We start from the raw sequence: 24812 nt of genomic DNA on the forward strand, positions 1-24812 counted from the left end.
AGTTGTACTCTTAAATTCAGAAGGAGTTTGGGAATCTGGTTAGCAGTATTATGCACCATTCTGTGTTTCTTATAAGAATTCTGTAAAACGTTTGACACATAATGAACATTTTCTAGTGACTATGATTAGTTTTACATGGATTGGTGATTTAGAAACAGATACAACATTTGATTATCGTAAACTTCTAAATACCGAATAAATTTTCTTTGCAAGCAATGATGTGAAGATGTTACAACAAGCACCTTATGATTGCGAAGGGTGAATGTCTTACTAAGATAAAGATTTGACAGATTTTCATAACAAAAAGCAATGATGAAGATGGTATTGCAATTGCTTTACGCCATTTTGGCTAGATAGGATGAAATTATGGAAAAGATAAGCGGAGCTTTATTGCGATATTATCGCATGCAGCAAAATCTATCACAGGAAGGCTTGTGCAAAGGCATCTGTGTAGTGAGCTATTTATCAAAGATTGAACAAGGGAAAGTAGATGCCAGTGAAGATATTTTGCAGGCGCTTTTTGCACGTTTACAAATCCACTATCATGGTGATGCGCGATTTCTATCAGAAATGAAACAGTTGTTTGCCTCCTTTTGGGAAGCTTTGGATTTTAATGAACCCCTTGAAGAGCATGCGCTAAAAATAAGGGCTCATGAAAAGGAACTTCTTTATAGCCCACTTGTCATAGAATATCGTTTGTTTCAAATTTATGATAAGATCATGAGGATAGAAGAAACAGAAAGTAGCGAGGTTTTACTGCATTCTTTACAAGAAATAAAAGTTTATGAAAATTATATGGATGAGCTGCAGTTATATCGCTATCACCTATTATATGATCATTATCCAGATGCGCAGATACGTTTGCATCATGTTCGTCTTGCAGGGTACTATCGAAAAACGGCCGAACAGGAAATAGCATTGGGGATGGCATATATAAATATGGGAGATTATATTGAAGCATGTGAGTATTTGCAAAAAGCCTATGCGATGGCGAGTGAAGATGGAGATGCCAAACGGATGATCACCGCAGCCATCTTAATCGGTAATTGTTATTCCTGTCAGAATGTGGAAGGTCTGATGTTAAAATATTATCAAAAGGCAGAACATCTGGCTCGCCAGTTGAAAGATACGAATACGTTAAAAGAACTTGCTTATAATATTGGTTCCACATATCTGGAATGGAAACAGTACGATTTGGCAAAAGAAAAATTATTGTTTTCAAAAGATTTAGAAGAAGATCGCTTAGGAAAGGTATTGATTGCTCATAAATTGGCATTGTTATATATTGAGATAGATGAGGCACAAGAAGGGAAACACTATATAGAAATGATGGAAGAAGCACTTGATGAAAAGATGCCACTTATCTACCATAAGATGTTAACTTTTATTAAACTACGTTATCGAGAAAATTATTTAGATGATCCTAACTACTATCAGGTGCTCATGGATATTTATGAACAAGACACACATACCTATTTTGGGTATCGTTTATTTCATTCTCGATACTTGCTTGAAGTATATACGCATCAGCGACGCTATAAAGAGGCATATCTTCTTCTACAGGAAATACAAAATCACAATTTTCCTAAAAAATATGGAATTTGACGCTTAAAGCCTTTGGTATAATGCAAATTTTCACAAAACAAGGGGATAGAAAATCTTCTTGTTTTTTAATATACTTAATGCAAGGGAGGTGTAACATGAAAAAAACATTATGGAGCCGTGATTTTACAATTATAACCATAGGAACCTTAATCAGTGCCATTGGTGGTACTGCTATGAATTTTGCTTTTTCACTGGTTGTATTTGATAATACGGATAGTACGATGCTGACAGGTATATTTACCGGTTTATCTATGATACCGGCAATCTTAATACCTATCATTGCAGCACCTTTTGTTGATACATGTGAACGGAAAAAGGTAATTGTTCGATTAGATGCTTTCAATGGCATTTGCTATCTGTTATTTGCCTGGTATCTGTCAAATTATGACTTTTCTTACACGATCTATTTGTTATATGCATTGTTGATAACATCTACTGGAAGTATTTATCAGTTGGCATATGCATCGCTATATCCTGATTTGATACCAAAGGGATTTATGCAGAAAGGTTACTCTATTTCCAGTATGATATATCCTAGTGTCACCGCATTGATCACACCGATTGCCAGTATGATTTATGTGCATTATGGGGTAGCGATGATCTGCTTAGGAGAGGGTATCTTGTTGTTAATGGCAAGTTATGCAGAGCATCATATTGCTTTTCAAGAGAAAGAATTGAAGAAAATGAGCTTTTCTTTTTCAGGCTATCGAGAAGAGATGATGGAAGGATTTCATTATTTAAAGAAAGAAAAGGGGATACGCAGTATCTATGCGTATATGTCTGTTACAAATGCGAATGCCGAGGCAGTGAACATGATGTCTATGGCATTGTTCCAATCTTCTTCTGTGCTGACAACAACAATGTATGCATTCTTAACTACAGCAGAAACGGCCGGTCGTATGTTGGGAAGTATCTTTCATTATTTTGTTCGTATTCCTGATCATGTGCGTTATAAAATAGCCGTCAGCGTTTATGCAAGCTATGAGGCTATGGATATGATCTTATTGTTTATTGCATATCCCTTAATGATCCTTAATCGCTTTATCTGTGGCTTTCTGGGTGTGAATAGTATGAATATTCGAGAAGCTAGCACCCAAAATTATATCCCATCGCATATGCGTGCAAGAGTAAATGGCTTATTTAATGTATTGGTTTCCCTCCTTTGCATGTGTTCACGTTTTCTTGCCGGTGCGATGGGGGAATTCATAGAGTACCCATATGTAGCTGCTTGCTTTTCCATGATTGGCTTATTAGCTGTTGGGCTGGTAATCGTACGTAATAAGAAACATGTACAGCCAATTTATAATCAACATTTATAATTAATAGAAAGAAGGTATGTTGGATGTTAGATGAGAAAGGTTTTGACACATGGTCTAAGAGCTATGATGCCTCCGTAAAGCAAAGCGATGAAAATCACCAGTATCCCTTTGCCGGTTATGAAAAGGTGCTGGATGCAATCAAGCAAGAAGTGTTAAGAAAACCAAAACCGACTATTTTGGATATTGGATTTGGTACGGCAGTTTTGACAAAACAATTGTACGATCATGGCTGCCTTGTGTATGGCGTGGATTTTTCAAAGCGCATGCTTGCGTTTGCACAGGAAAAAATGCCTGAGGCAAAATTGTTACAAGCGGATTTTACAGAAGGCTTGCCCGCTATGCTTAAAGAGCAAAAATATGACATTATTTTATCGACCTATGCGATACATCATTTAGAGGATGCCAAGAAAGTGAGTTTCTTAAACGATTTATTGCAACTATTAAAACCTGAAGGTAAGATCTTACTTGGTGATGTGATGTTTGCACATGAAGATCAGTTATTAGATTGTAAACGGCATGCGAAAGATGCTTGGGATGAGGATGAATGCTATCTTGTCGTAGATAAGCTGCCTGCGTTTCCTAAAACAAATATGAATTTTTATCCGATTTCATTTTGTGCAGGTATATTAGAAATATCGAAAACCAAATAAAAAAGTAATTGTTCCTATAAGAAGGGGAGCAATTACTTTTACTTTAAGGGAATAAAAAATTGATAAAAACCGGTAATTCTTTTTCCCAGCTGGCTTCATTATGTTTGCCTTTGACGACTAAATTAGGAAAAACTTCTACATTTTGTGCAAGCAGTTGCCGAATGATTTCTAAATTGGCAGCTGACAGTTTCGCTAGTTGCACTTTAGAGCGAACTTCTTCACTGCCCCAGGAAAGATATACATGGGTATCAGCATGCAAATGATCTTTCAGCTCTTGTCGAATGTCTGCCATGACACCATATAAAAAGCAAGATAAGCAAGCTGCTTTTGAAAAAATATCATTGTGATGCAGGATAGTATATAGAGCCATCAAGCCTCCCATGGAACTTCCGCCGATTGCCGTATAACGACGACCTGTTTTAGTTCGATATCTTAGATCAATCCAAGGCTTTAAATCCGACACGACCCATTCCATAAGTGCTTTGCCACGGCCATGGATATGACCGACATAGCGATCATCAAAATCATAAGGAGAAAATTCCTCTAAACGCTGATTACCTTCATGATTGCATTCAATTCCTACAACGATCACCGGTATTTCATGCGTATCAAAATAGGTTTCCATGCCCCAGCTTTTGCCAAATGTTGCATCTTCATCATGAAACAAGTTATGACCATCATACATATAGAAAACGGGATATTTTTGTTTGTTGTTCTCATATCCTACAGGCAGATAAACATGAAGGGTGCGCATTGTCTGAAAGCAGGGAATATAAATATCTTCCTTTCTAACCATCCCAAATCACCTCACGAGTGTTATTATATCATATCCGTCAAGTAAATAAGTTAATCTTCTGTTATAATTAAAGAAAGGAGATGGTGTTTATGTTTCTCTTTCTTTATGTAAGTGTTATTATGTTTATCCTATATTATATTTATATGCCGCATATGAACAGTTTTACAATACTTGGTTGGAAAAGTGTCTCATCCCTTGGTTTTGTTATTTTAGGAGCTTATCTTTTTTCTTTAGCGCCAGCAGTTTCATATCGCCAATATCTTTTGCTTGGCTTACTATTAGGTGCTATTGGTGATGTATTTCTTGCGCTTCCTTATTGCTATCCAAAATACGAAAAGCAATATTTTCTAGGTGGCTTAACAGCATTTTTATTCGGTCATCTCGCATATATTGCTGCTTTGTATCATACTGCCTTGCCTATTACTATCCTTTTGGCCGTAATAGCAATTACGGTTGGCTGCATAATGATTGGGTGGTTGCAACAACGTGTTGATTTTCAAGGTATGACTGGTGCCGTTATGCTATATGCATCCATTATTATGTTTATGGAATTACAGGCATTGACATGGCTTTTTTCTGGCTCCTTTGGCTTGGTGTTAAATTTAGGTTCTCTTTGTTTTGTCCTATCTGATTTGATTCTGGTTTTCATTATATTTGGTAATGCCGATCGTCCGGCCGTGGTAAAAGCTAATTTATCTTTTTATTATTTCGCACAAATGGCTATTTTGACAACGATGATGTTGAGCAAATGAATAGCAAGGTGAAAAGTTGTTATGCTATAGTACTAATAGAAAAGGAGCAATCTATATGAAACATGTAAAGATGATGTATTTGAAAAGCTGTCCTTATTGTAAGCAAGCGTTTGCTATGGTGGATGAGCTAAAACAATTGCATAAAGAATATCAAGATATTGAAATAGAAACCATTGAAGAAAATGATGAACCTGAAAAAACAAAAGGCTTAGATTATTGGTATGTTCCTACCTATTTTGTCGAAGGTGAAAAATTACTTGAAGGAATACCAACCAAAGCAAAGATTGAGGCGGTTTTAAAAGCTGCCTTAGCATAAAACTTAAGAAGGTCATGGAATGTGTCCTTTTTTGTTGCTGAGGCAATAACACTATGATATCATATAAAAAATGAGGTAGTTTATGGAAGATGATGTAACAACAAAACGTATCATACACGGTGTATTCGGTGGTATTATTGTGCTTTGTATAAGTGTGATAGCCTTACTTTTGATATATGGGAAGCAGGCAAACTATCAGATTTATTTGCAAGCCAAAGCAATCAGCCTGCATGGCAGTATTGGTGATACAATTCCATATCAGGATATCATCAATGTTGTGTATTATGATAAAACACCCACGCAGGTGCATAAACAAGGTGCTGGTATGGAAACGCAAAAGCTTGTTTGTGCAGATGCGAAACTGGAGAATCGAAAAATACGAGCCTATGTATATAAAGAAACACAAGGCTATATTGTTATAAAAACTAAGAATAGGCAATATATTGTGAATGATGAAACGAATGCTTTAACTAAGCAGTTGTATCAGAATTTACAAACTCGTATCCCAAAATAGAAAGAAGGGAATATGATGGCATTTATGATTTGGATGTTCATCGCAGTTTGTTTTCTTTTGCTTGGCGTTTATTGCTTTCATGCGAAGAAGGCTGTGCGATTTTGGGCCAATGATGAGGAAGCAATCGTTGTAAAGAATATACGAGCGTATAATAAGGCGATGGGCAAGTTATGGACATGGGCAGGTATTTTCTTTGGTTTGTTGGGATTGCCTTTCGTATTGAAACAAAATTCGCCCTTAAGCATTGTATCAATACTTGGCTGTTTGCCATGGGTGATCGTCGTTATGTTGTGGGGAATGCGAATTGAAGATAAATATCGCCAATAGGTACTAAGAGCGGCAAAAAAGGCATATCCTATGATGGACATGCCCTTTTTTAGATATTGATTTCAGAGCAGTAGGCAAAGAATTGACGTATTTCTTCTTCTGATGGAAAGCGAGCAACGATAACTTCATCGCCCATACCTTCTGCAAGAGCTTTTGGCAACCGCTTGATCATAAGGATATTATCGCCATATTTATGCTGAATTTCCTGTGTTGAATGGGCATATTCCAAATTATCTCTACGGCCGATGAACCCACTGGAATATTTACGATGTTGCACATGCTCAATCTTATCATGCACAATCATATCTGCCCATAATTGATAGACGTTACTGTCATTCGCATAATTGATCATATCTGGTAAAAAGCCCCCAGGAGGTCGCATATTTACTTCTAATCCTAAGATATCACCTTTTTTACCGACACCTTCTTTATCTTCATTTAAACGGAAGAATTCAAAATGAAAGAAACGGCTACGTGTATTAAAGGCTTTCACAGTTCGTAAGCCGGCATCTAAGATATCTTCAGGGATATTCATATAAGAATAGCAGCCTATGGTTTTTTGTTCATTCACAGAATCCATGATGCTGTCAGTATATTGATGACTGGTCATAAACAAGACCTTTTTATGACTATCGGTGATCCCATCAAATGAGAAACTTTCACCATTGATGTATTCCTCCATGATCATCTTAACCATTCGCGGATGTTTGAAATAAGTTTCTAGTTCTTCTTGATTGCGGATCTTGCGAGTATCACTGCTGCCTACTCCTATATCCGGCTTGATGACGATTGGATAGCCCACTTCTTGAATGAATTCTAAGGCGTTTTCCAAAGTCGATACGATGCGATAACGTGCGGTAGGTAACTGGGCTTTTTGATAGAACGTTTTCATGCGCGATTTGCTTTGGAAATCATCCATATGTGAAAAAGTTAGGCCATTGGCGATATTAAAGTCCATACGCAGACGGGCATCTTGGCGTAACCAGTATTCATTGTTCGATTCGATCCAGTCGATTTTTCCATATTTAAACGTATAAAAGGCAACGGCACGCAACATTTCGTCATAGTTTTCCATCGAATTCACTTTATAATATTCATTAATGGAATTCTTTAGATTGGTGGATAAAGATTCATAAGGAGCATCTGCAATTGCCAGTACATTAACACCATTGTTTTTCAGTCCCTGACAGAACAGCCAATAACTTTCAGGGAAGTGGGGAGATATAAAGATAAAATTCATAATAACGCCTCCAATCAAGAATGGTTTCTTCTTTTTCATTTTACTTTATTTAGGGGGAAAAGTCAAAATGGCCATTGCTATGAAAAAAGTAAATAATGCGTCATAACAATGAAATAAATTTACAATAAAATGTAAAAAGATTCAAAAAATGATTGACAAGATGTTTTCACAAGCGTAAAATAAAGCCATAAATCGTTGAACAGGAGAAGTAATGATAAGGGAACTGCAAAGCGAGCAGGGATGGTGGAAGCCTGTTGGGGAACTTATGATGAACACGCACCTGGAAGAGTCTGTGGGAAATGGTAGTATCACAGAACGCATATTTCGGCGTTACGAAAGAGGAATCATTGGGGATGTACCGATGATTACCGGAGTGGTACCGTGTGTAAGCGCCTCTGGAGCAATCCAGAGATTTTTTTGTATAGGAAGACTATAAGAGGTGATAAGATTATGGGAAGAGTGAAACGACGATGCCGGCAGTATAGAGAATAAGGTTAAAGAATAAGAAAGAAAAAGAAAGAGAAAAGTGAGGAAAAGATTATGAAAAAAGAAGATATTAAGAAAGTCGTATTAGCATATTCCGGAGGTTTAGATACCTCTATCATTATTCCTTGGTTAAAGGAAAACTATAACAACTGTGAGGTTATCGCGGTATCTGCAGATGTAGGACAAGGTACAGAACTTGATGGTCTGGAAGAAAAAGCCATCAAAACAGGTGCCAGCAAGCTGTATATCTTAGATTTAAAGGATGAATTTGTTGAGGATTACATCTATCCATGTTTAAAAGCAAATGCTGTTTATGAAGATGTGTATTTGTTAGGGACAGCCTTTGCCAGACCGTTGATTGGTAAAAAGCTGGTAGAAATTGCTCAGCAAGAAAAAGCCGATGCCATTTGTCATGGTTGTACGGGAAAAGGCAATGATCAGGTTCGTTTTGAATTGGCAATTAAAGCTTTTGCCCCAGAGATGCCAATCATTGCCCCATGGAGAACATGGGAACTGAAATCAAGAGATGATGAAATCGACTATGCACAAGCCCATCAAATACCATTAAAAATAAACAGAGAAACCAATTATTCAAAAGATAAAAACCTCTGGCATTTATCACATGAAGGCTTAGATCTGGAAGATCCGCAGAATGAGCCAAAATATGATGAAATCTTAGAAATGGGAGTAACTCCTGAACAGGCACCGGATACCCCAACCTATATCACCCTAACTTTTGAATCAGGTATTCCAACGGCATTGAATGGTGAAAAACTAGGCGGTCAAGCAATGGTAACAAAGCTAAATGAAATTGGCGGTGCGAATGGTATCGGTTTGATCGATATGGTAGAAAATCGATTGGTGGGCATGAAATCACGTGGTGTATATGAAACCCCAGGTGGAACGATCTTGTATAAAGCACATCAATTATTAGAAAGCATTACATTAGATAAAGAAACAATGCATTATAAACAAGGGGTGGCGATTAAGTTTGGGGAAATCTTATACAATGGTCAATGGTTTACGCCATTACGCGAAGCATTGAGCGCATTCGTGGATAAAGTAAGTGAAAATGTGAGTGGAGAAGTGAAGCTGAAATTATATAAAGGCAACATCACACCGGCAAGTATTACCAGTCCATATACCTTATATTCAGAACAGATTGCCAGCTTTGGAGAAGATGATTCTTATGATCAAAATGATTCTGCCGGCTTCATCAATTTGTTTGGTTTGCCAATTAAGGTAGCAGCAATGCAAAAGAAAACTTGGAATAAAAAATAGATAGGAGAAAAAGCATATGAATGTATGGGATGCAAGATTTAAAAAGGCGGCAGATGCACGATTAAACGATTTCAATTCCAGTATTTCTGTGGATCATCGCATGTACGCCCAAGATATCAAAGGCAGTTGTGCACACGCTATGATGTTAGCACATGAAGGAATTATTTCTTTAGAAGATAGCTTAAGTATCATAACGGGATTGACACAAATACAAAAGGATATTGAAAGTGGAGCGCTTGCCATTGATGAAACAGCAGAAGATATTCATATGTTTATGGAAAGTGAACTAACCAAACGTATTCAGGATGCAGGAAAACGTCTGCATACCGCACGTTCACGTAATGATCAGGTTGCTCTTGATACCCGTATGTATGCGTTGGATGAAACCGATAAGATCCTTACGGAGATCAAACAGTTTATCAACGTTCTCTTGGATAAAGCACAAGAAAATCTTGATACGATCATGCCTGGCTATACCCATTTGCAAAGAGCGCAGCCCATTACGTTTGCGCATCATCTGATGGCCTATGTTGAAATGCTGAAACGTGATTTACAGCGTTTGCAGGAAAGCAAGAAACGTACGGCGATCCTTCCTTTAGGCAGCGGCGCTTTGGCAACTACAACGTATCCTATCAATCGGGAAATGGTAAAAGAACAATTGGATTTCGATAGTGTTTCTTTGAACAGCTTGGATGGTGTCAGTGATCGTGATTTCTGTATTGAAATAACAAGTGCTTTGGCAATGCTCATGATGCATTTATCACGATTGAGTGAAGAAATCATCCTTTGGTGTTCTTGGGAATTCAAATTTATTGAATTAGATGATGCTTTTGCGACCGGTTCCAGCATCATGCCACAAAAGAAAAATCCTGATGTCAGCGAACTGGTGAGAGGAAAATGTGGACGTGTCTATGGCGATTTACAAACACTCTTAGTCATGATGAAAGGTTTGCCGCTTGCTTATAATAAGGACATGCAAGAGGATAAAGAAGCCTTGTTTGATGCAATTGATACCGCACATCTTTGTTTAACAACGATGATACCGATGTTGGAAAGTGCAAAAGTTTTAAAAGATAATATGCGAAAAGCAGCAGCAAAGGGATTTATCAATGCAACCGATTGTGCCGATTATCTAACCAAAAAAGGTATGCCGTTTCGTGATGCCTATCGAATCATCGGTGCATTGGTGAGCTATGCCCAAGATCATGACAAGACTTTAGAAACCATATCTTTAAACGAGTATCAACAATTTTCTGAACTATTTGAGGAAGATATCTATGAGGCAATTGCTTTAGAAACCTGTGTGCAGATGCGTAAGGTGATAGGAGGTCCGGCTCCGGAAATCGTAGAGGCACATATCCAAAAGGTAAAAGAAGAGTTAGGAGCGATAGCATGAAAAAAATAAGGGCAGGAGTTATTGGAGCCAGCGGTTATGCCGGTGCTGAGCTGGTAAGATTGTTATGGATGCATCCAGAGGTTGAATTAGCAGGAATTAGTTCAAAGAGCTATCTGGGGCAAAAGATTGCAGATCTATATCCAAGCTTTTATCAGATCATCGACTTACCATTTGAAGAGGAAGATAATGTCATTGCAAAAAGTGATGTTGTATTCGCTTCACTGCCACACGGGTTAAGTGAGCCATTGGCAAAGAAATGTGATGTGCTAGGGAAAGTCTTTATTGATTTAGGTGCTGATTTCCGGCTGGATAATGAAGCTGACTATCAAGAATGGTATCATTTGCAGTATCAAGAACCACAGCTTCATAAAAAGGCGGTATATGGCTTACCGGAGCTTTTTAGAGAGGATATCAAAACAGCTTCCATTATCGGAAATCCAGGATGCTATCCTACCAGCATCGCATTAGCGTTAGCACCGTTAATGAAATTAGATATCATCAATGAACAGCATTTGATCATAGACAGCAAGTCAGGTACGACAGGTTCAGGAAAGGGATTAAGCGACAGTACCCATTTTCCTCGCCTGAATGAATCCTTTGCACCGTATAAGATTGGTGCCCATCGTCATACTCCGGAAATTGAACAAACGCTGGGCAAACTTTGTGGGAAAGATGTTTCCATTAGCTTTACACCGCATTTGTTGCCAATCAATCGTGGTATCGTATCAACAATCTATGCAGATGCTACAGATGAAATACATGTAGAAGAGCTGTATGCGCAGTATGTAAAGTTTTATGCAAATGAGCCATTTGTACGCGTATTGCCATTAGGAAAAACAGCGGATTTAAAATATATGAAATATACGAATTATTGTGATGTGTCTTTGCATATGGATGAACGTAACCAGCGTATCATTCTCGTATCTGCAATCGACAATATGGTAAAAGGAGCTGGAGGACAAGCAATCCAAAACATGAACATCCGTTTTGGTTATCCAGAAACCATGGGATTAAGCATGGTACCGGCATCTTTTTAAACAAAGAAGGGAAGAAGGAAACGATATGGCAAAGTTATGTGAGAATGGAATTTGTACGCCGAAAGGATTTCAGGCTAGCGGTATCCATTGTGGCATCCGAAAGAATCGAACCAAAAAGGATCTGGCGCTGATTTACAGTGAAGTGCCATGCAATGCAGCGGCAACTTATACATTAAATAAGGTAAAAGGAGCACCAATTGCTGTTACCAAGCAACATTTACAAGATGGAAAGGCACAGGCCATCATTTGTAATTCCGGTAATGCCAATACCTGTAATGCCAATGGGGTAGAAATAGCGACACAGATGTGTGCTTTATGTGCAGATGCACTTCAGTTAGCTAGTGAGGATATCATTGTGGCAAGTACCGGTGTCATTGGAGAACCATTAAGCATAGATCCTTTTGCGACACATATGCAAGAGCTGGTGACAAAACTTTCGTATGAAGGAGGCAGTGATGCTTGTGAAGGCATCATGACAACGGATACATTTAAAAAAGAATTTGCTGTGAGTTTTCTGCTTGATGGCAAAGAATGTCATATCGGCGGCATGGCAAAGGGAAGTGGCATGATTCATCCCAATATGGCAACGATGTTAGCGTTTTTGACAAGTGATGTGGCCATTTCTTCAGAAATGCTAGATGAAGTTGTGCATGAAGTCGTAAACGATACCTTTAATATGGTCAGCGTGGATGGCGATACTTCGACAAACGATATGCTGTGTATGCTGGCAAATGGGTTGGCTGGAAATGAAGTTATTCAGGAAAAAGACGCTGCTTATGCTGTATTTAAAGATGCCCTTATGGATATTTGTACGGAAATTTCTCGTCATATTGCAAAGGATGGAGAAGGTGCAAGCAAATTGTTAACCTGTCAGGTTGTTCATGGAAATGATACGATGACAGCAAAAAAAGTTGCGAAATCCGTTATTACAAGTTCGTTATTCAAAGCTGCCATGTTTGGCAAAGATGCCAACTGGGGCAGAATCTTATGTGCGATTGGCTATTGCGATGCGCAATTTGATATTAACTGCATTGATGTCACCTTACAAAGTGCTTATGGCAGTATGCCAGTCTGTGTGAATGGTGCCGGCTGTGGTTTTGATGAAGAAATGGCAGTGAAACTATTAAGTGAAGATGAAATCATTATTTTTATCGATATGAAACAAGGGGATGCAAAAGCAACTGCCTGGGGTTGTGATCTGACTTATGACTATGTCAAGATCAATGGCGATTATCGTACGTAAGAGGAGTGAATGCGATGGAAATCAAAGCAGTACAAAAGGCGACGATCTTATCACAAGCCTTGCCATATATTCAAAAATATAATGGAAAAATTGTCGTTATCAAATATGGCGGCAATGCGATGAAAAATGAAACGCTTAAGCAAAATGTGATGAGTGATGTGGTGTTGCTGTCAGAAATCGGTATTAAGGTCGTTTTGGTACATGGTGGTGGACCTGAAATCAATCATATGCTAGATAAAACCGGGAAAGAAAGCCATTTTGTAAATGGTTTACGCTATACCGATGAGGAAACTATGGAAGTAGTACAGATGGTGTTAGCAGGAAAAACCAACAAAGATCTAGTATCCTTAATCAACCAAAAAGGTGCACGAGCAGTTGGTATTAGCGGGATGGATGCGCATATCATTGAAGCTGTGCCTTATCAGGCAAAAGGTGCAGATTTAGGATATGTGGGAGCAATTTCTAAAGTGGATGGCTCTTTGATCTTGGATGTTTTAGATAAGGGCTATATTCCTGTTGTTGCCAGTGTTGGCTGTGATAAAGAGGGACATTCTTATAATATTAATGCAGATACAGCAGCAGCTAGCATTGCAGCTGCCTTACATGCAGAAAATATGATTCTTGTCAGTGATATTCCCGGGGTGTTAAAAGATCCAAATGATGAAGCATCGTTGATCTCTTGTATCTATTTAGATGATATTCCTTATTTACAGCAAAGTGGTGTCATCAGCGGAGGAATGATTCCGAAAGTGGAATGCTGTGCAAATGCGCTCCATGGATCGGTAGCAAAAGCAGTTATTATTGATGGCAGAGTACCTCATTCCATCTTGATTGAAATGTTTTCAAAAGATGGTGCTGGTACGATGTTTCAACGGAAGGAGGTTTGATGCAGATGGATATCAAAGAGCAGGATCAAATGTACATTGCGCATACGTATCATCGTTTTGATGCGGTACTGACAAAAGGCAGTCACTGCATTGCGATGGATGCAGATGGAAAATCCTATTTAGATATGACGGCTGGCATAGGTGTTAATGCGTTAGGCTATGCAGATAAAGAATGGGCGAAAGCTGTGAGTGAACAAGCAAATACATTGCCACACGTTTCCAATTTATATTATTCACAACCAGATGGTGATGTTGCCAAGATGTTATGTGAGCGAACCGGCTTTAAAAAAGTAATGTTTGCCAATTCCGGTGCAGAGGCTAATGAAGGTGCCATTAAGCTAGCCCGAAAATATTCTTATGATCATTATGGAAAAGAACGTTATGAAATCATTACCTTAGTAAACTCTTTTCATGGTCGTACGATCACTACGTTAGCGGCAACCGGACAAGAGGCCTTTCATCAATATTTTGATCCATTTACACCAGGTTTCCTTCATGTCCCAGCCAATGATGAAGCTGCTTTAAAACAAGCGCTGAGTAAGCATACTTGTGCGATCATGATTGAACTAATCCAAGGAGAAGGCGGTGTCTTGCCTTTAGCGAAAGCATATGTGCAGACAATTGCTAAGCTATGTAAACAACAGGATATTTTGTTGATCGTAGATGAAGTACAAACCGGTGTGGGACGCTGTGGTACTTTATATGCATATGAACAATATGACATACAGCCTGATATTGTCACAACGGCAAAAGGATTAAGCAATGGTCTTCCGATTGGTGGGGTTTTAATGAATGAAAAACTGCAAGATACCTTTCATCCGGGAGATCATGGTACAACTTTTGGGGGTAATCCCATTGCTTGTGCTGGGGCAAGAGTTGTCTTACAGCGTCTAGATGCTGACTTTTTACAAGAGGTTATGGATAAGGGCGAATATTTAAAACAGCAATTATTAAGTCTTCCCCATATCAAGGCAGTCAATGGTCTGGGGTTGATGCGCGGTGCGGTGTTAGATGAACATGTACAAGCTATTGATGTAGTAAAAGCCTGTTTACAAAAAGGCCTGCTCATATTAACCGCAAAAGATAAGCTGCGCATGTTGCCTCCTTTAGTGATTACCAAAGGAGAAATTGATCAAGCCATGACGATACTAAGAGAAGTTTTATCCACAATGGGATAAGAAAGAGAGGAAGCAGAATGAAACATCTATTAACTTTGGCAGATTTATCAAAAGATGAATTATATGAACTTTTGGATTTAGCTGATGCTTTGAAAAAAGAAGTAAAAAAGGGAATTTATACGAAATATTTACGCAATAAAGCCTTGGGTATGATCTTTACCAAGTCCAGTACCCGTACCCGTGTATCCTTTGAAGTGGGAATGCAACAATTAGGTGGAAAGGCCTTATATCTAAATGCGAATGATATGCAGTTAGGACGTGGAGAGCCTATCAAAGATACCGCCCGTGTCTTAAGCCGTTATGTAGATGGCATCATGATTCGTACGTATAAGCAAAGTGATCTCGAAGAACTTGCTGAATATGGCAATATCCCAATTATCAATGGTTTAACCGATTATGTACATCCTTGTCAGGTGTTAGCAGACTTACAAACAATACGTGAATATAAAGGTAGTTTAGAAGGTTTAAAATTATGTTATATCGGTGCTGGCAACAATATGGCAAACTCCTATATCAATGGGTGTATATTAGCAGGCATGCAGGTGGCTCTGGCTTGTCCTAAGGAATACTTGCCCGATACGCAGATTTGCGCAAAAGCAGCGACAACTGGACGCTTTACGCTGACACAAGACCCACTAGCAGCCGCAAAAGATGCGGATGTCGTTGTGACAGATGTTTGGGCGAGCATGGGAGAAGAAGGCGAGGCAGAAAAACGTCGTCAAATCTTTGAGGGCGTTTATCAAATTAATGATGCTGTCATGGCACAAGCGAAAAAAGATGCTATGGTATTGCATTGTCTGCCAGCGCATCGTGAAGAAGAAATTACAGCGAAGGTTTTTGAAGAACATGCAAATGAAATTTTCGATGAAGCAGAAAATCGTTTACATGCACAAAAAGCTGTGTTAGTAAAACTTTTGGGTGATTAATTCACCCTTTTCTAATAGAGGTTGATATGCTATATAGGTCATTACTGGACAAATGCACATAAAATCGGTACAATACGGGTAAATAAAGAAAGCTGGGATAAAATGAAAAAACGACTGCTCTTGCTGTTGGCATGTGCTCTTTTAACGGCTTGTACTAGTACAAAACCGGAAAAAGCAGGCGAACCTTCTGAAAATTATTGCAATGATGAAACAAATGCTGGCACTTGTGGCCTTGGTGGAATGGATATGAGTGATTATGATGGTTTTCAGGATCGCGATAATGTTTTTGTGAAAAGTGATATGGCAGAAGCAATTCAACTCTTTCAAAACAAAAAAGATGCTATTCTCTATTTTGGTTTTCCAGATTGTCCATGGTGCATCGAAGCCTTACCTATTATGGATGAGAGTGCCAAAGCACATAAGAAAACCATTTATTATATCCAAACCAGAGATAAAAATAAAAAATTGTTGTATAGTGAAGCACAGAAAAAAGCATTATTTCCTTACGTTGATGCATTTTTAAAAACGGATAAGAAAGGCGAGAAGAAATTGTATGTACCTTTTGTCGTAGTCGTAAAAAAGGGAAAGGCAATCAAGGCCAATATCGGGACTGTTGAAGGTCATGATGCACATGAACGCAAGATGAATGAGAAAGAGAAAAGGCAATTGCGGAAGATCTATGATGCAATGTTTGAATAAGAGGGAAGTAATATGAATCAAAGTGTTCGAAAATTAACTATTTCAGCCATGTTTTTAGCAGTTGGTATCATCTTACCTATGGCTTTTCATTCTTTTGGTCCTAATGCCGGTGCTACTTTTCTACCGATGCATTTACCTGTTTTACTTTGTGGCTTCTTGTGTGGACCTGCTTACGGTGCTTTCATTGGTGTATTGACTCCATTGCTGAGCTCTTTCTTGACGGGAATGCCTGTGTTAGTTCCAACCGGTATCGCTATGGTATTTGAATTGTCATGTTATGGCTGTTTAAGTGGTTTGTTATTAAAACACTGTCATCTGTATGTAGCTTTGATCTTAACGATGCTTGCCGGACGTATTGTTAACGGTATCGTGAACTTGATCTTGTTAAGCTTTATGGGAAAAGCTTATACACTGACAATCTTTTTGACAGTTTCCTTTATTACCGCCATTCCGGGCATCTTACTGCAATTGCTATTAGTTCCATTGCTTGTAAAAGCAATTACGCATTTTCAACAGCATGCTAAAGACGATGCATAACCATATAAAAAAGCATTTGGTCAATATGAACAAATGCTTTTTTCATAGGAATTTACTCATTACTCAGCAAATACGATAGTACCATTCTTTAAAGAAGCAATACGTGCTTGCGCATAGACATCATATCCTAAAGCTTGTACTTGCTTACGACCGGATTGAAATGCTTTTTCAATAACAATGCCAATGCCGCAAATGGTAGCTTGAGCTTCTTTTAATACGCGTATGGCGCCTAAGCATGCTTCTCCATTTGCCATAAAATCGTCAATAAAGAGCACGTTATCCTCGCTGCTGATGTATTTTTTGCTAATGACAATTTCATAATCTCGATCCTTTGTAAAGGAATGAATGTTTGTATGATAACAATCATCCGTCATGATCTTACTGGGATTCTTTTTCATATAAACAACAGGAACATGTAATAGATACCCTAAAAAGACACAAGGAGCAATACCACTCGTTTCAATGGTTACAATTTTTGTGATCTTTTGATCTTTAAAATGTTCTTTAAAATCTTCAGCTAGCTGCATCATCAAACGCGTATCGATTTGATGATTTAAAAAGGCATCTACTTTTAAAACATCGTCATTTGGTACTTCACCATACGTGCGTATATATTCTTCTAACAACTTCATAACTTTTTCGACTCTCTTTCTTTTCTTTTGTCTGTACTATTATAACGAAAATGGTAAGAGAAATCATCCCTAATTTTAATTTTTACCTTACACTTGTTTTCATATGCTTAAAAAAGATAAGTGTTATCTGCTTTAGATAAGCAAACGATAGTCGACAAAGGTTACTAAGAAAGTAACTAAGGAAGTAATTTAGTCTTGCATGATAGAAAGCAAGTTGATATGATAATGAGCAGTGAGGTGATGGGATGAAAAAACAATATGCAAATTTGATGCTTGTGTTTGTGACAATTATTTGGGGCGGAGGATTTTTAGCAACAAATGGTGCGCTTGCGGCGATTTCACCATTTTATGTTATGATGATTCGCTTTGTTGGCGCTGCCATTTTTCCGGTATGTTTTTGTTGGAAAAAATTAAGACAATTGAGTAAAGATGAAATACGACATGGTATTATTACAGGTGTTTTCTTATTTTTAGCCTTTGCTTTTCAGACATTTGGGCTTAAATATTCATCACCTAGCAAAAATGCTTTTTTGACAGCCACAAATGTTGTGTTTGTACCATATTTGCTATGGTTGTTATTTCATAGAAGGCCACATAAAAAAGAAATCATCGCTAGCCTATTATGTGTGGGTGGTATTGCATTGTTGACGTTACGTGTTGATGCGTTCATGATTGGTTTTGGAGATCTATTATCCATCATCTGTGCATTATTTTTTGCGTTACATATCATTGCGTTAGAGCGTTATAGTGCACATACGGATGCTTTCTGTATGACAGCCATGCAGATGGTAACAGCCGGTGTGTTGTCTACAATCTGTGCTTTAGCCTTTGAAAAAGCTCCAGCAACTCTTGGACTTGAGGCTTTAGGGAATGTAGGTTATCTTATTTTTATATCCACGTTATTGGCATATTTATTACAAACGTATGCTCAAAAGTATACAACAGCCAATACAGCAAGCTTGATCTTATCTATGGAAGCTTTGTTTGCATCCATCTTTTCCTTTCTCATTTTGCATGAAATGATGACGCTGCCAATGTTGGTGGGTGCCTGCATGATTTTTGGCAGTGTGCTTTATATGGAATATAAACCAACAAAAAAGGAATAACATCAGAGATACTATCGTATATAAAAAAGGAAGGTATAAACTATTGATCGTCTTCCATAACGCACGGTTGTATACGGATAAAACGAAAAGCATGAAGATTAAAATATTAAAGTTAAATACTAGATACTAAATGCTTTTGTTTCTAGATGGTAAACAAAAACATTTTTAGATAAAAAGGATGAAAAAATTAAAAATCGTCTTTTGCTCTTTGTTTTCTTATGCTATAATGTGCTTGTTAAAAAAAGCACAAGCAAATTTGCTTGCATAAAGAGGAAGTATGGGAGGATATTATGTCATTATTTGATCATGAAGCTAGACAATTCAAATTCGATGTTTTACGTGAAGTAAGTAAACGCAGTTTTGAAGGAAAATTGAATGAGGATACATGTGATGAAGTTGCGAATCTTTTGATTCCAGGAAAACGGGCAGATTTTCGTTGCTGTATCTATAAAGAAAAGGAGATTATTCGTCAGCGTACGCGCATGGCGATGGGAAAACCTCCGGTACCTGTTGAACATGAAAATAAACGTCAGATCGTACGTGTCATTGATGCAGCATGTGATGGCTGTAGCATCCATAAAATCCAGGTGACAGATAATTGCCGCAAATGTATGGCTAAAGCATGTTTGTCTGCTTGTAAATTTGATGCAATTCATATGGGGAATGATCATGCTTTTATTGATTATGATAAATGTAAAGAATGTGGTGCTTGTAAAAATGCATGTCCATTCAATGCTATCGTAGAAACACAGCGTCCATGTATGAAGAGCTGTCCTGTAGATGCCATCAGTATGGGAGAAAGTGGATTGGCTGAAATTGATGAAGAAAAATGTATTAATTGTGGTGCATGCCAGGCAAAATGTCCATTTGGAGCAATCGAAGATATGTCTTGGATGGTCGATGTTATCGAAGAATTGAAAAAAGGTACAGAGATGTATGCTATTTTTGCTCCAGCAATGCAAGGGCAGTTTGATAATGCTACATTGCCGCAAGTGATGGAAGGAATACGTCAATTAGGATTCCGTGATGTATATGAAGCTGCAATTGGAGCGGATGCAGTTGCATGGTATGAAAAAGAAGATGCGAAGAAACATAAGGCTGAAGGAAAGAAGATTACTACATCTTGTTGTCCAGCATTTGTGAATATGGCAAAACAGCATTTCTCAACTGTCTATGAAAATAACGTATCCCATATGGTTAGCCCTATGGTGGCAACTTCTCGTTATTTGAAAAAACAGTATCCAGGAGCGAAAACGGTCTTTATTGGACCTTGTGTGGCAAAAAAACAAGAAGTGCAGGATAATGATGTAGATTACTGTTTGACATTTGAAGAACTAGGTGCAATGTTTGTATCAAAACACATTTCACCAGAAAATGTAACAGCAAGAGAAGGCGATACAGCTTCTGTTCACGGACGTAATTTCTCTATCGGCGGCGGTGTTTCAAAGGCGGTTGTCGAAGCATTGAAAGAAAATGACGATGAAACCATTACGGCTCAATATGCGGATGGAAGCGCAGAATGTAAAAAGGCTTTATTGATGATGAAGGTGAACCGTTTCCAGGCGGATGTATTGGAAGGTATGGCATGTCAAGGCGGTTGTATTTGTGGACCTGCAACAATTGAAAATGGTATGAAAGTCAAGGCTAAGATGGCTAAAGAAAATTTACCATTAAAAGATAAAACAATTGCCTCTACTTTGGAAGCATTTGATTTTTCAGATATTGACTTGCATCACTAAGAAAGCAACGTTAAAATGATAAGCATCTGTCGACATGTTTTGACAGATGCTTTGTTTTTCAATGTGATACAATCATTCTGGTGATGATGATGGAATTTTATGCAGTTAAACAAAATTTTTATGTGATGTTAAAGAAACATCCTAACGTATGTCAGGATATCACAGTATTGTCTAATGAACAATGTGATGCAATTTTACATAAGATAGATGCTGAGATGCTATATACAAGTGCAATTTCTTATTTTGATCAGATGGTACAATGGAATCATGAATTCATGCGATTAAAAGATGAGTTGCAAGATTGTTGTTATGAGATACAACTTCATACATATTCTATATCACTGGATAATGCAGATAATCCCTTTTTAAATTTATTAGTTCGTAAGTATCCATATCACGTATTACTTCCTCAAGAAGTTTAAAGATGGATTTCTTAGCGAAAACTATTGTAAAATCATTATAAAAATAGTAAAATAACCTTAATGTAAGGAGGATTACATATGGATTTCGTTAGTTCGATTTTATTTACACTGGCAGGATTGCTTATCGGTGCTTTTTTAGGATTCTATTTTACAAAGAAGAAGTTTGAGAAAGAACTGAAGGAGAATCCCCCAATCAATGAAAAGATGATTCGTGCAATGTTCTTACAGATGGGCAGAAAACCATCAGAAGCACAGATCAAACAGATAATGAAATCAGTAAATGCGAACAGATAAACACGGGCAACCGTGTTTTCTTTTGGACTAACGAATTTGTAAGATTGCCAGTTTATGGACAAAGCTATGCTATAATCATGTATGTAAAGTGGTGATAAGATGAAAAGAATAATAAAAAAACTAATCAGTATCTTCCTACTGCTGCTCTTAATCATTAGTATCTTGTTTATCGGTATCGGTTATGTAAATTATGTGAAGGCAATTGATGATGTGAGTATTGCAGATAAGGTGGCTGAAATAAGAAAACGTCCACATTATGTGACGTTTGATAAGATAAACGAAAATTTATTTACAGCTACTGTGGCAATTGAAGATAGACGGTTCTATGAACATCATGGCGTGGAATATCGCTCCATGTTACGGGCGGCGGTTACAAATGTGTTTGCTCATGGTATTGTCGGAGGTGGAAGCACGATAACGCAACAACTTGCTAAAAATCTTTATTTTGACTATCAGCCAAGTTATTTACGTAAGGTAAGTGAGATTTTCGTTGCATATGATCTTGAAAAAAAACTAAGCAAAAAAGAAATATTAGAACTTTATGTCAACGTAATTAATTATGGTGATAATCATATTGGAATCTATGAGGCTGCACATGGCTACTTTCATAAAGAACCAAGCGAGTTGACCATCGATGAGGCAACGTTATTAGCTGGGTTACCACAATCACCGAGTAATTATCAATTAAGCAATCATTATAAGGAAGCAAGGCTGCGGCAAAAACAGGTATTGGAAGCTATGGTAGATACAGATGTTTTGACTTCACATGAGATGCAGCAACTTTTGCAATAAAGTGAGAAGAGGATATAAAATAGAGGAAACTTAACACTTTATAACAATCTATTTTAACCCTCTTTTTTTATGGATTTTTTAACAAAAAAACTGCCCGATTTCCATGGGACAGTTCACTTTTATCTATATGGTGCCCGAGGCCGGACTCGAACCGGCACGGTATCGCTACCGACGGATTTTGAGTCCGTTGCGTCTACCAGTTTCACCACTCGGGCATTGCTCGATTATTATAGCGTACTTTATTGTGAATTGCAATCTTTTTTTGTAATTTTTTTATAGAAATTTCATAACTGTGAAATATAGCTGTTTGTAAGCAAACATTATCTTTTGCAGACTTAGTTTTTTTGTGCAGCTATTAATGGAAATGGTTCACTTCTGATACGGTGCTATGTTTCTGGCGTTTCACTAGATAATGATTTCTAAATCAATTCTGAGTATATTTAGTTATGGCGAATATAAACTAAGCACTTAAGTTGTAGGGCTAAGAGGTTGTCCCATCTATATTTACTATATCAATAGGGCAAAATATCGAAAGCTTTCCACCTGCATGGATTGCTGTTTTGCGTTTGACAAAATATAGATGTGTGCTATAATAAGTAACGTTTATTTTAATAGCTCAAAATGGTAAAAGGAGAGAGAACTATGAAGGCAGCACAAGAAGTGGATTTAGGAAAAGAAGCAGTAAAAAAATTGTTTTTTATGCTGGCGATTCCGGCGATTCTTTCACAATTGGTCAATGCTTTATATAATATGGTAGATCGTATGTATATTGGTCATATTGCTGATGTTGGTGCAACGGCTTTGACAGGTGTCGGCGTATGCTTTCCAATCATTATGATCATATCTGCCTTTGCACAGCTGGTAGGTACCGGAGGAGCACCAAGAGCATCTATTTTTATGGGGCGAGGGGATGATAAAAGCGCTGAAAAGATTTTGGGCAATTGCTTTACATCTTTATTGCTATGTTCCATCATTTTAACAATCGTTGTTATAGTGTTTCAAAAACCGTTGTTGTTGGCATTTGGCGCTAGTGAAAATACATTGCCATATGCACAGCAATATATGTTTATTTATGCGCTTGGAACTTTGTTTGTACAGATGACTTTAGGGATGAATGCCTTTATTTCGGCGCAAGGTTTTTCCAAAATCAGTATGTTAACTGTTGTTATTGGTGCAATCACTAATATTGTGCTCGATCCCATATTGATATTTGTGTTGAAGTTAGGTGTTCAGGGGGCGGCATTAGCAACTGTGTTATCACAAGGGATTTCTTGTGTTTGGGTCTTGTGTTTTCTAAATGGATCAAAAACAAGATTGCATTTACATAAAGCTAATATGCGCATTCAAACTAAAATTTTACTTCCTTGTATTGCTTTGGGTACAGCTCCATTTATTATGCAGGCTACCGAAAGTTTATTGGTGTTGTGTTTTAATTCATCTCTTTTGCGTTATGGAGGTGATCTGGCAGTAGGGGCAATGACGATTCTATCAAGTTTGATGCAGTTTGCGATGTTGCCATTAAGCGGATTCACGCAAGGTGCACAGCCGATTATCAGTTATAATTATGGCGCTAATCAGGCGAAGCGCGTAAAACAGGCTTTTCGAATTTTGATGATCAGTTGTTTGAGTTATGCTGCAATCATGTGGTTGATTTGTATGGCGGTGCCACAACTTCCTACTGCTGTTTTCACAAGTGATGTTGCTTTATCTGATATTACCATTTGGGCAATTCGTATTTATATGGCTGGTAGTATCTTGATGGGTGCTCAAATTGCTTGTCAACAAACCTTTATTGCTTTAGGCAATGCAAAAACTTCAGCGTTTCTTGCCCTGTTTCGTAAAATATTGGTGTTAATTCCTTTGATTTATCTTCTGCCAATGTTTTTCACGGATAAGGTGTTTGCGGTGTTTTTGGCAGAACCGATTGCAGATACATTGGCAGTAATGACGACCGTCATATTATTTGTTCGATATTTTAGAAATTTATTACAAGATATGGAAGCTAAAGAAACACATAGCTATGAAGAGTGTGATGCACTTAATGAATATCATGAGTCAATGGAATAGAAATATGCGATGGTAAGTAACTTTGCGTAATAATGGGTATTTAGCTGCAATATGTGATACTTAAAAGATATCAGTTATGAAAAGAATAATATTCGGTTATGAAAGAATAATATAAGAATCGAATGATTCATGATCACGTGTGGCAATGCGAGGATGAACATATATCGGATAAGATTACTATTATTTTATATAATTGAATATGTTTTTCTTTATATGATGAATTGACGTTATATCATTTGTTTGTTATTTTATCAAAAACCTTAGTTGGATATGTGTCAAGAAGATGTGTATTATGAAAGAGGATTAAAAGGCAACACGAATGAATATATAGGATAGGTTGTTCGCGTGATAAAAATTGTCGTGTGTTGACTGTGCTTAGCATACGCTTTTTTTATATGTCTTGAACGATATAGTAAAGCGAAAATGAAGATGCATGAAGATAAAAGGGATGAAAATGAAAGGTAAGGGATAATGGGCTGAAGTAAAGGTTTTAAAAAAAGTGAAAAAAATAAAAAATAAGCGTTGACATGAAAGATAAATTGATGTATTATAAACAGGCACTCAACGAGAG

General features: G+C 37.6%; 25 protein-coding genes and 1 tRNA gene. 22 read left to right on the forward strand and 4 right to left on the reverse strand.

Features of this window, described 5'->3' with window-relative positions:
• Positions 1 to 366 precede the first annotated feature (366 nt).
• The 3 genes from ACESSZ_RS08855 to ACESSZ_RS08865 all read left to right on the forward strand — a co-directional run bounded on the left by ACESSZ_RS08855 (position 367) and on the right by ACESSZ_RS08865 (position 3574).
• Positions 367 to 1605, forward strand: coding sequence for a helix-turn-helix domain-containing protein (locus ACESSZ_RS08855; protein ID WP_008979044.1), 1239 nt, complete (start codon positions 367 to 369; stop codon positions 1603 to 1605).
• Between the two features lie 95 nt (positions 1606 to 1700).
• Positions 1701 to 2924: an MFS transporter gene (locus ACESSZ_RS08860; RefSeq protein WP_117547364.1), complete on the forward strand. Its 1224-nt coding sequence runs from the start codon at positions 1701 to 1703 to the stop codon at positions 2922 to 2924.
• Positions 2925 to 2947: 23 nt separating this feature from the next.
• The gene (locus tag ACESSZ_RS08865) at positions 2948 to 3574 is read left to right on the forward strand and encodes a class I SAM-dependent methyltransferase (protein WP_117547365.1); all 627 of its coding nucleotides are present in this window, start codon (positions 2948 to 2950) and stop codon (positions 3572 to 3574) included.
• Between the two features lie 43 nt (positions 3575 to 3617).
• Here the strand turns inward: ACESSZ_RS08865 and ACESSZ_RS08870 are convergent, their stop codons facing one another.
• On the reverse strand, positions 3618 to 4370 hold the full coding sequence (locus tag ACESSZ_RS08870; RefSeq protein ID WP_117547366.1) for an alpha/beta hydrolase: 753 nt from the start codon (positions 4368 to 4370) through the stop codon (positions 3618 to 3620).
• 152 nt (positions 4371 to 4522) lie between these two features.
• Here ACESSZ_RS08870 and ACESSZ_RS08875 point away from each other — a divergent pair, with 152 nt between their 5' ends.
• The 4 genes from ACESSZ_RS08875 to ACESSZ_RS08890 all read left to right on the forward strand — a co-directional run bounded on the left by ACESSZ_RS08875 (position 4523) and on the right by ACESSZ_RS08890 (position 6279).
• Positions 4523 to 5122 (forward strand): lysoplasmalogenase family protein, encoded by a 600-nt coding sequence (locus ACESSZ_RS08875; protein ID WP_499842758.1) that lies wholly within the window; start codon positions 4523 to 4525, stop codon positions 5120 to 5122.
• A 55-nt stretch (positions 5123 to 5177) separates the two neighbouring features.
• A complete protein-coding gene (locus ACESSZ_RS08880) occupies positions 5178 to 5438 on the forward strand; it encodes a thioredoxin family protein (protein WP_008688776.1) in 261 nt (86 codons plus the stop codon).
• 82 nt (positions 5439 to 5520) lie between these two features.
• A complete protein-coding gene (locus ACESSZ_RS08885) occupies positions 5521 to 5952 on the forward strand; it encodes a hypothetical protein (protein ID WP_117547368.1) in 432 nt (143 codons plus the stop codon).
• 15 nt (positions 5953 to 5967) lie between these two features.
• Positions 5968 to 6279, forward strand: coding sequence for a hypothetical protein (locus ACESSZ_RS08890; RefSeq protein WP_008688772.1), 312 nt, complete (start codon positions 5968 to 5970; stop codon positions 6277 to 6279).
• A gap of 49 nt (positions 6280 to 6328) precedes the next feature.
• Here the strand turns inward: ACESSZ_RS08890 and ACESSZ_RS08895 are convergent, their stop codons facing one another.
• Complete coding sequence (locus ACESSZ_RS08895; protein ID WP_117547369.1) at positions 6329 to 7519, reverse strand: ATP-grasp domain-containing protein; 1191 nt, start codon at positions 7517 to 7519, stop codon at positions 6329 to 6331.
• Positions 7520 to 8059: 540 nt separating this feature from the next.
• Here ACESSZ_RS08895 and ACESSZ_RS08900 point away from each other — a divergent pair.
• From ACESSZ_RS08900 to ACESSZ_RS08940, 9 genes are all read left to right on the forward strand, one after another.
• Entirely contained in the window at positions 8060 to 9286 is a 1227-nt protein-coding gene (locus tag ACESSZ_RS08900) for an argininosuccinate synthase (RefSeq protein WP_117547371.1), read from the forward strand.
• Between the two features lie 16 nt (positions 9287 to 9302).
• Complete coding sequence (gene argH, locus ACESSZ_RS08905) at positions 9303 to 10682, forward strand: argininosuccinate lyase (protein ID WP_117547372.1); 1380 nt, start codon at positions 9303 to 9305, stop codon at positions 10680 to 10682.
• The gene (gene argC, locus ACESSZ_RS08910) at positions 10679 to 11719 is read left to right on the forward strand and encodes an N-acetyl-gamma-glutamyl-phosphate reductase (protein ID WP_117547373.1); all 1041 of its coding nucleotides are present in this window, start codon (positions 10679 to 10681) and stop codon (positions 11717 to 11719) included. Before argH ends, argC begins: the two co-directional genes overlap by 4 nt.
• Before the next feature lie 25 nt (positions 11720 to 11744).
• On the forward strand, positions 11745 to 12962 hold the full coding sequence (argJ, locus tag ACESSZ_RS08915) for a bifunctional glutamate N-acetyltransferase/amino-acid acetyltransferase ArgJ (protein ID WP_117547374.1): 1218 nt from the start codon (positions 11745 to 11747) through the stop codon (positions 12960 to 12962).
• Positions 12963 to 12976: 14 nt separating this feature from the next.
• A complete protein-coding gene (gene argB / locus ACESSZ_RS08920; RefSeq protein WP_117547375.1) occupies positions 12977 to 13849 on the forward strand; it encodes an acetylglutamate kinase in 873 nt (290 codons plus the stop codon).
• A gap of 5 nt (positions 13850 to 13854) precedes the next feature.
• Entirely contained in the window at positions 13855 to 15027 is a 1173-nt protein-coding gene (locus ACESSZ_RS08925) for an aspartate aminotransferase family protein (protein ID WP_008688762.1), read from the forward strand.
• A gap of 17 nt (positions 15028 to 15044) precedes the next feature.
• Positions 15045 to 15953, forward strand: coding sequence for an ornithine carbamoyltransferase (argF, locus tag ACESSZ_RS08930; protein ID WP_008688761.1), 909 nt, complete (start codon positions 15045 to 15047; stop codon positions 15951 to 15953).
• A 102-nt stretch (positions 15954 to 16055) separates the two neighbouring features.
• Positions 16056 to 16652, forward strand: coding sequence for a thioredoxin domain-containing protein (locus ACESSZ_RS08935; RefSeq protein WP_008688759.1), 597 nt, complete (start codon positions 16056 to 16058; stop codon positions 16650 to 16652).
• A 12-nt stretch (positions 16653 to 16664) separates the two neighbouring features.
• A complete protein-coding gene (locus tag ACESSZ_RS08940; protein ID WP_008688757.1) occupies positions 16665 to 17189 on the forward strand; it encodes an ECF transporter S component in 525 nt (174 codons plus the stop codon).
• Positions 17190 to 17248: 59 nt separating this feature from the next.
• On the opposite strand, the gene ACESSZ_RS08945 is transcribed toward ACESSZ_RS08940, so the two are convergent.
• Positions 17249 to 17821, reverse strand: coding sequence for a xanthine phosphoribosyltransferase (locus ACESSZ_RS08945; RefSeq protein ID WP_008688756.1), 573 nt, complete (start codon positions 17819 to 17821; stop codon positions 17249 to 17251).
• Positions 17822 to 18066: 245 nt separating this feature from the next.
• Here ACESSZ_RS08945 and ACESSZ_RS08950 point away from each other — a divergent pair, with 245 nt between their 5' ends.
• From ACESSZ_RS08950 to ACESSZ_RS08970, 5 genes are all read left to right on the forward strand, one after another.
• Positions 18067 to 18927 (forward strand): DMT family transporter, encoded by an 861-nt coding sequence (locus tag ACESSZ_RS08950; protein ID WP_008688755.1) that lies wholly within the window; start codon positions 18067 to 18069, stop codon positions 18925 to 18927.
• Positions 18928 to 19217: 290 nt separating this feature from the next.
• Positions 19218 to 20666 (forward strand): 4Fe-4S dicluster domain-containing protein, encoded by a 1449-nt coding sequence (locus tag ACESSZ_RS08955; RefSeq protein WP_008688754.1) that lies wholly within the window; start codon positions 19218 to 19220, stop codon positions 20664 to 20666.
• Between the two features lie 89 nt (positions 20667 to 20755).
• Positions 20756 to 21088, forward strand: coding sequence for a hypothetical protein (locus tag ACESSZ_RS08960; RefSeq protein WP_017144640.1), 333 nt, complete (start codon positions 20756 to 20758; stop codon positions 21086 to 21088).
• 78 nt (positions 21089 to 21166) lie between these two features.
• Positions 21167 to 21382 (forward strand): YneF family protein, encoded by a 216-nt coding sequence (locus tag ACESSZ_RS08965; RefSeq protein WP_008688752.1) that lies wholly within the window; start codon positions 21167 to 21169, stop codon positions 21380 to 21382.
• A 99-nt stretch (positions 21383 to 21481) separates the two neighbouring features.
• Positions 21482 to 22174, forward strand: coding sequence for a biosynthetic peptidoglycan transglycosylase (locus tag ACESSZ_RS08970; protein ID WP_008979063.1), 693 nt, complete (start codon positions 21482 to 21484; stop codon positions 22172 to 22174).
• A gap of 128 nt (positions 22175 to 22302) precedes the next feature.
• Here the strand turns inward: ACESSZ_RS08970 and ACESSZ_RS08975 are convergent.
• A tRNA-Leu gene (locus ACESSZ_RS08975) sits at positions 22303 to 22389 on the reverse strand.
• A 427-nt stretch (positions 22390 to 22816) separates the two neighbouring features.
• Here ACESSZ_RS08975 and ACESSZ_RS08980 point away from each other — a divergent pair.
• Positions 22817 to 24241, forward strand: a complete 1425-nt coding sequence (locus tag ACESSZ_RS08980; RefSeq protein WP_128125303.1) for an MATE family efflux transporter — start codon at positions 22817 to 22819, stop codon at positions 24239 to 24241.
• Positions 24242 to 24812 lie beyond the last annotated feature (571 nt).

Source organism: Eubacterium sp. 3_1_31, from assembly GCF_964249515.1.
Classification (GTDB): domain Bacteria; phylum Bacillota_I; class Bacilli_A; order Erysipelotrichales; family Erysipelotrichaceae; genus Longicatena; species Longicatena caecimuris.

Coding starts and splice junctions, on each gene's coding strand:
- ACESSZ_RS08855 (WP_008979044.1), top strand. CDS start 367: ATGGAAAAGATAAGCGGAGCTTTATTGCGATATTATCGCATGCAGCAA.
- ACESSZ_RS08860 (WP_117547364.1), top strand. CDS start 1,701: ATGAAAAAAACATTATGGAGCCGTGATTTTACAATTATAACCATAGGA.
- ACESSZ_RS08865 (WP_117547365.1), top strand. CDS start 2,948: ATGTTAGATGAGAAAGGTTTTGACACATGGTCTAAGAGCTATGATGCC.
- ACESSZ_RS08870 (WP_117547366.1), bottom strand. CDS start 4,370: ATGGTTAGAAAGGAAGATATTTATATTCCCTGCTTTCAGACAATGCGC.
- ACESSZ_RS08875 (WP_499842758.1), top strand. CDS start 4,523: ATGAACAGTTTTACAATACTTGGTTGGAAAAGTGTCTCATCCCTTGGT.
- ACESSZ_RS08880 (WP_008688776.1), top strand. CDS start 5,178: ATGAAACATGTAAAGATGATGTATTTGAAAAGCTGTCCTTATTGTAAG.
- ACESSZ_RS08885 (WP_117547368.1), top strand. CDS start 5,521: ATGGAAGATGATGTAACAACAAAACGTATCATACACGGTGTATTCGGT.
- ACESSZ_RS08890 (WP_008688772.1), top strand. CDS start 5,968: ATGGCATTTATGATTTGGATGTTCATCGCAGTTTGTTTTCTTTTGCTT.
- ACESSZ_RS08895 (WP_117547369.1), bottom strand. CDS start 7,519: ATGAATTTTATCTTTATATCTCCCCACTTCCCTGAAAGTTATTGGCTG.
- ACESSZ_RS08900 (WP_117547371.1), top strand. CDS start 8,060: ATGAAAAAAGAAGATATTAAGAAAGTCGTATTAGCATATTCCGGAGGT.
- argH (WP_117547372.1), top strand. CDS start 9,303: ATGAATGTATGGGATGCAAGATTTAAAAAGGCGGCAGATGCACGATTA.
- argC (WP_117547373.1), top strand. CDS start 10,679: ATGAAAAAAATAAGGGCAGGAGTTATTGGAGCCAGCGGTTATGCCGGT.
- argJ (WP_117547374.1), top strand. CDS start 11,745: ATGGCAAAGTTATGTGAGAATGGAATTTGTACGCCGAAAGGATTTCAG.
- argB (WP_117547375.1), top strand. CDS start 12,977: ATGGAAATCAAAGCAGTACAAAAGGCGACGATCTTATCACAAGCCTTG.
- ACESSZ_RS08925 (WP_008688762.1), top strand. CDS start 13,855: ATGGATATCAAAGAGCAGGATCAAATGTACATTGCGCATACGTATCAT.
- argF (WP_008688761.1), top strand. CDS start 15,045: ATGAAACATCTATTAACTTTGGCAGATTTATCAAAAGATGAATTATAT.
- ACESSZ_RS08935 (WP_008688759.1), top strand. CDS start 16,056: ATGAAAAAACGACTGCTCTTGCTGTTGGCATGTGCTCTTTTAACGGCT.
- ACESSZ_RS08940 (WP_008688757.1), top strand. CDS start 16,665: ATGAATCAAAGTGTTCGAAAATTAACTATTTCAGCCATGTTTTTAGCA.
- ACESSZ_RS08945 (WP_008688756.1), bottom strand. CDS start 17,821: ATGAAGTTGTTAGAAGAATATATACGCACGTATGGTGAAGTACCAAAT.
- ACESSZ_RS08950 (WP_008688755.1), top strand. CDS start 18,067: ATGAAAAAACAATATGCAAATTTGATGCTTGTGTTTGTGACAATTATT.
- ACESSZ_RS08955 (WP_008688754.1), top strand. CDS start 19,218: ATGTCATTATTTGATCATGAAGCTAGACAATTCAAATTCGATGTTTTA.
- ACESSZ_RS08960 (WP_017144640.1), top strand. CDS start 20,756: ATGGAATTTTATGCAGTTAAACAAAATTTTTATGTGATGTTAAAGAAA.
- ACESSZ_RS08965 (WP_008688752.1), top strand. CDS start 21,167: ATGGATTTCGTTAGTTCGATTTTATTTACACTGGCAGGATTGCTTATC.
- ACESSZ_RS08970 (WP_008979063.1), top strand. CDS start 21,482: ATGAAAAGAATAATAAAAAAACTAATCAGTATCTTCCTACTGCTGCTC.
- ACESSZ_RS08980 (WP_128125303.1), top strand. CDS start 22,817: ATGAAGGCAGCACAAGAAGTGGATTTAGGAAAAGAAGCAGTAAAAAAA.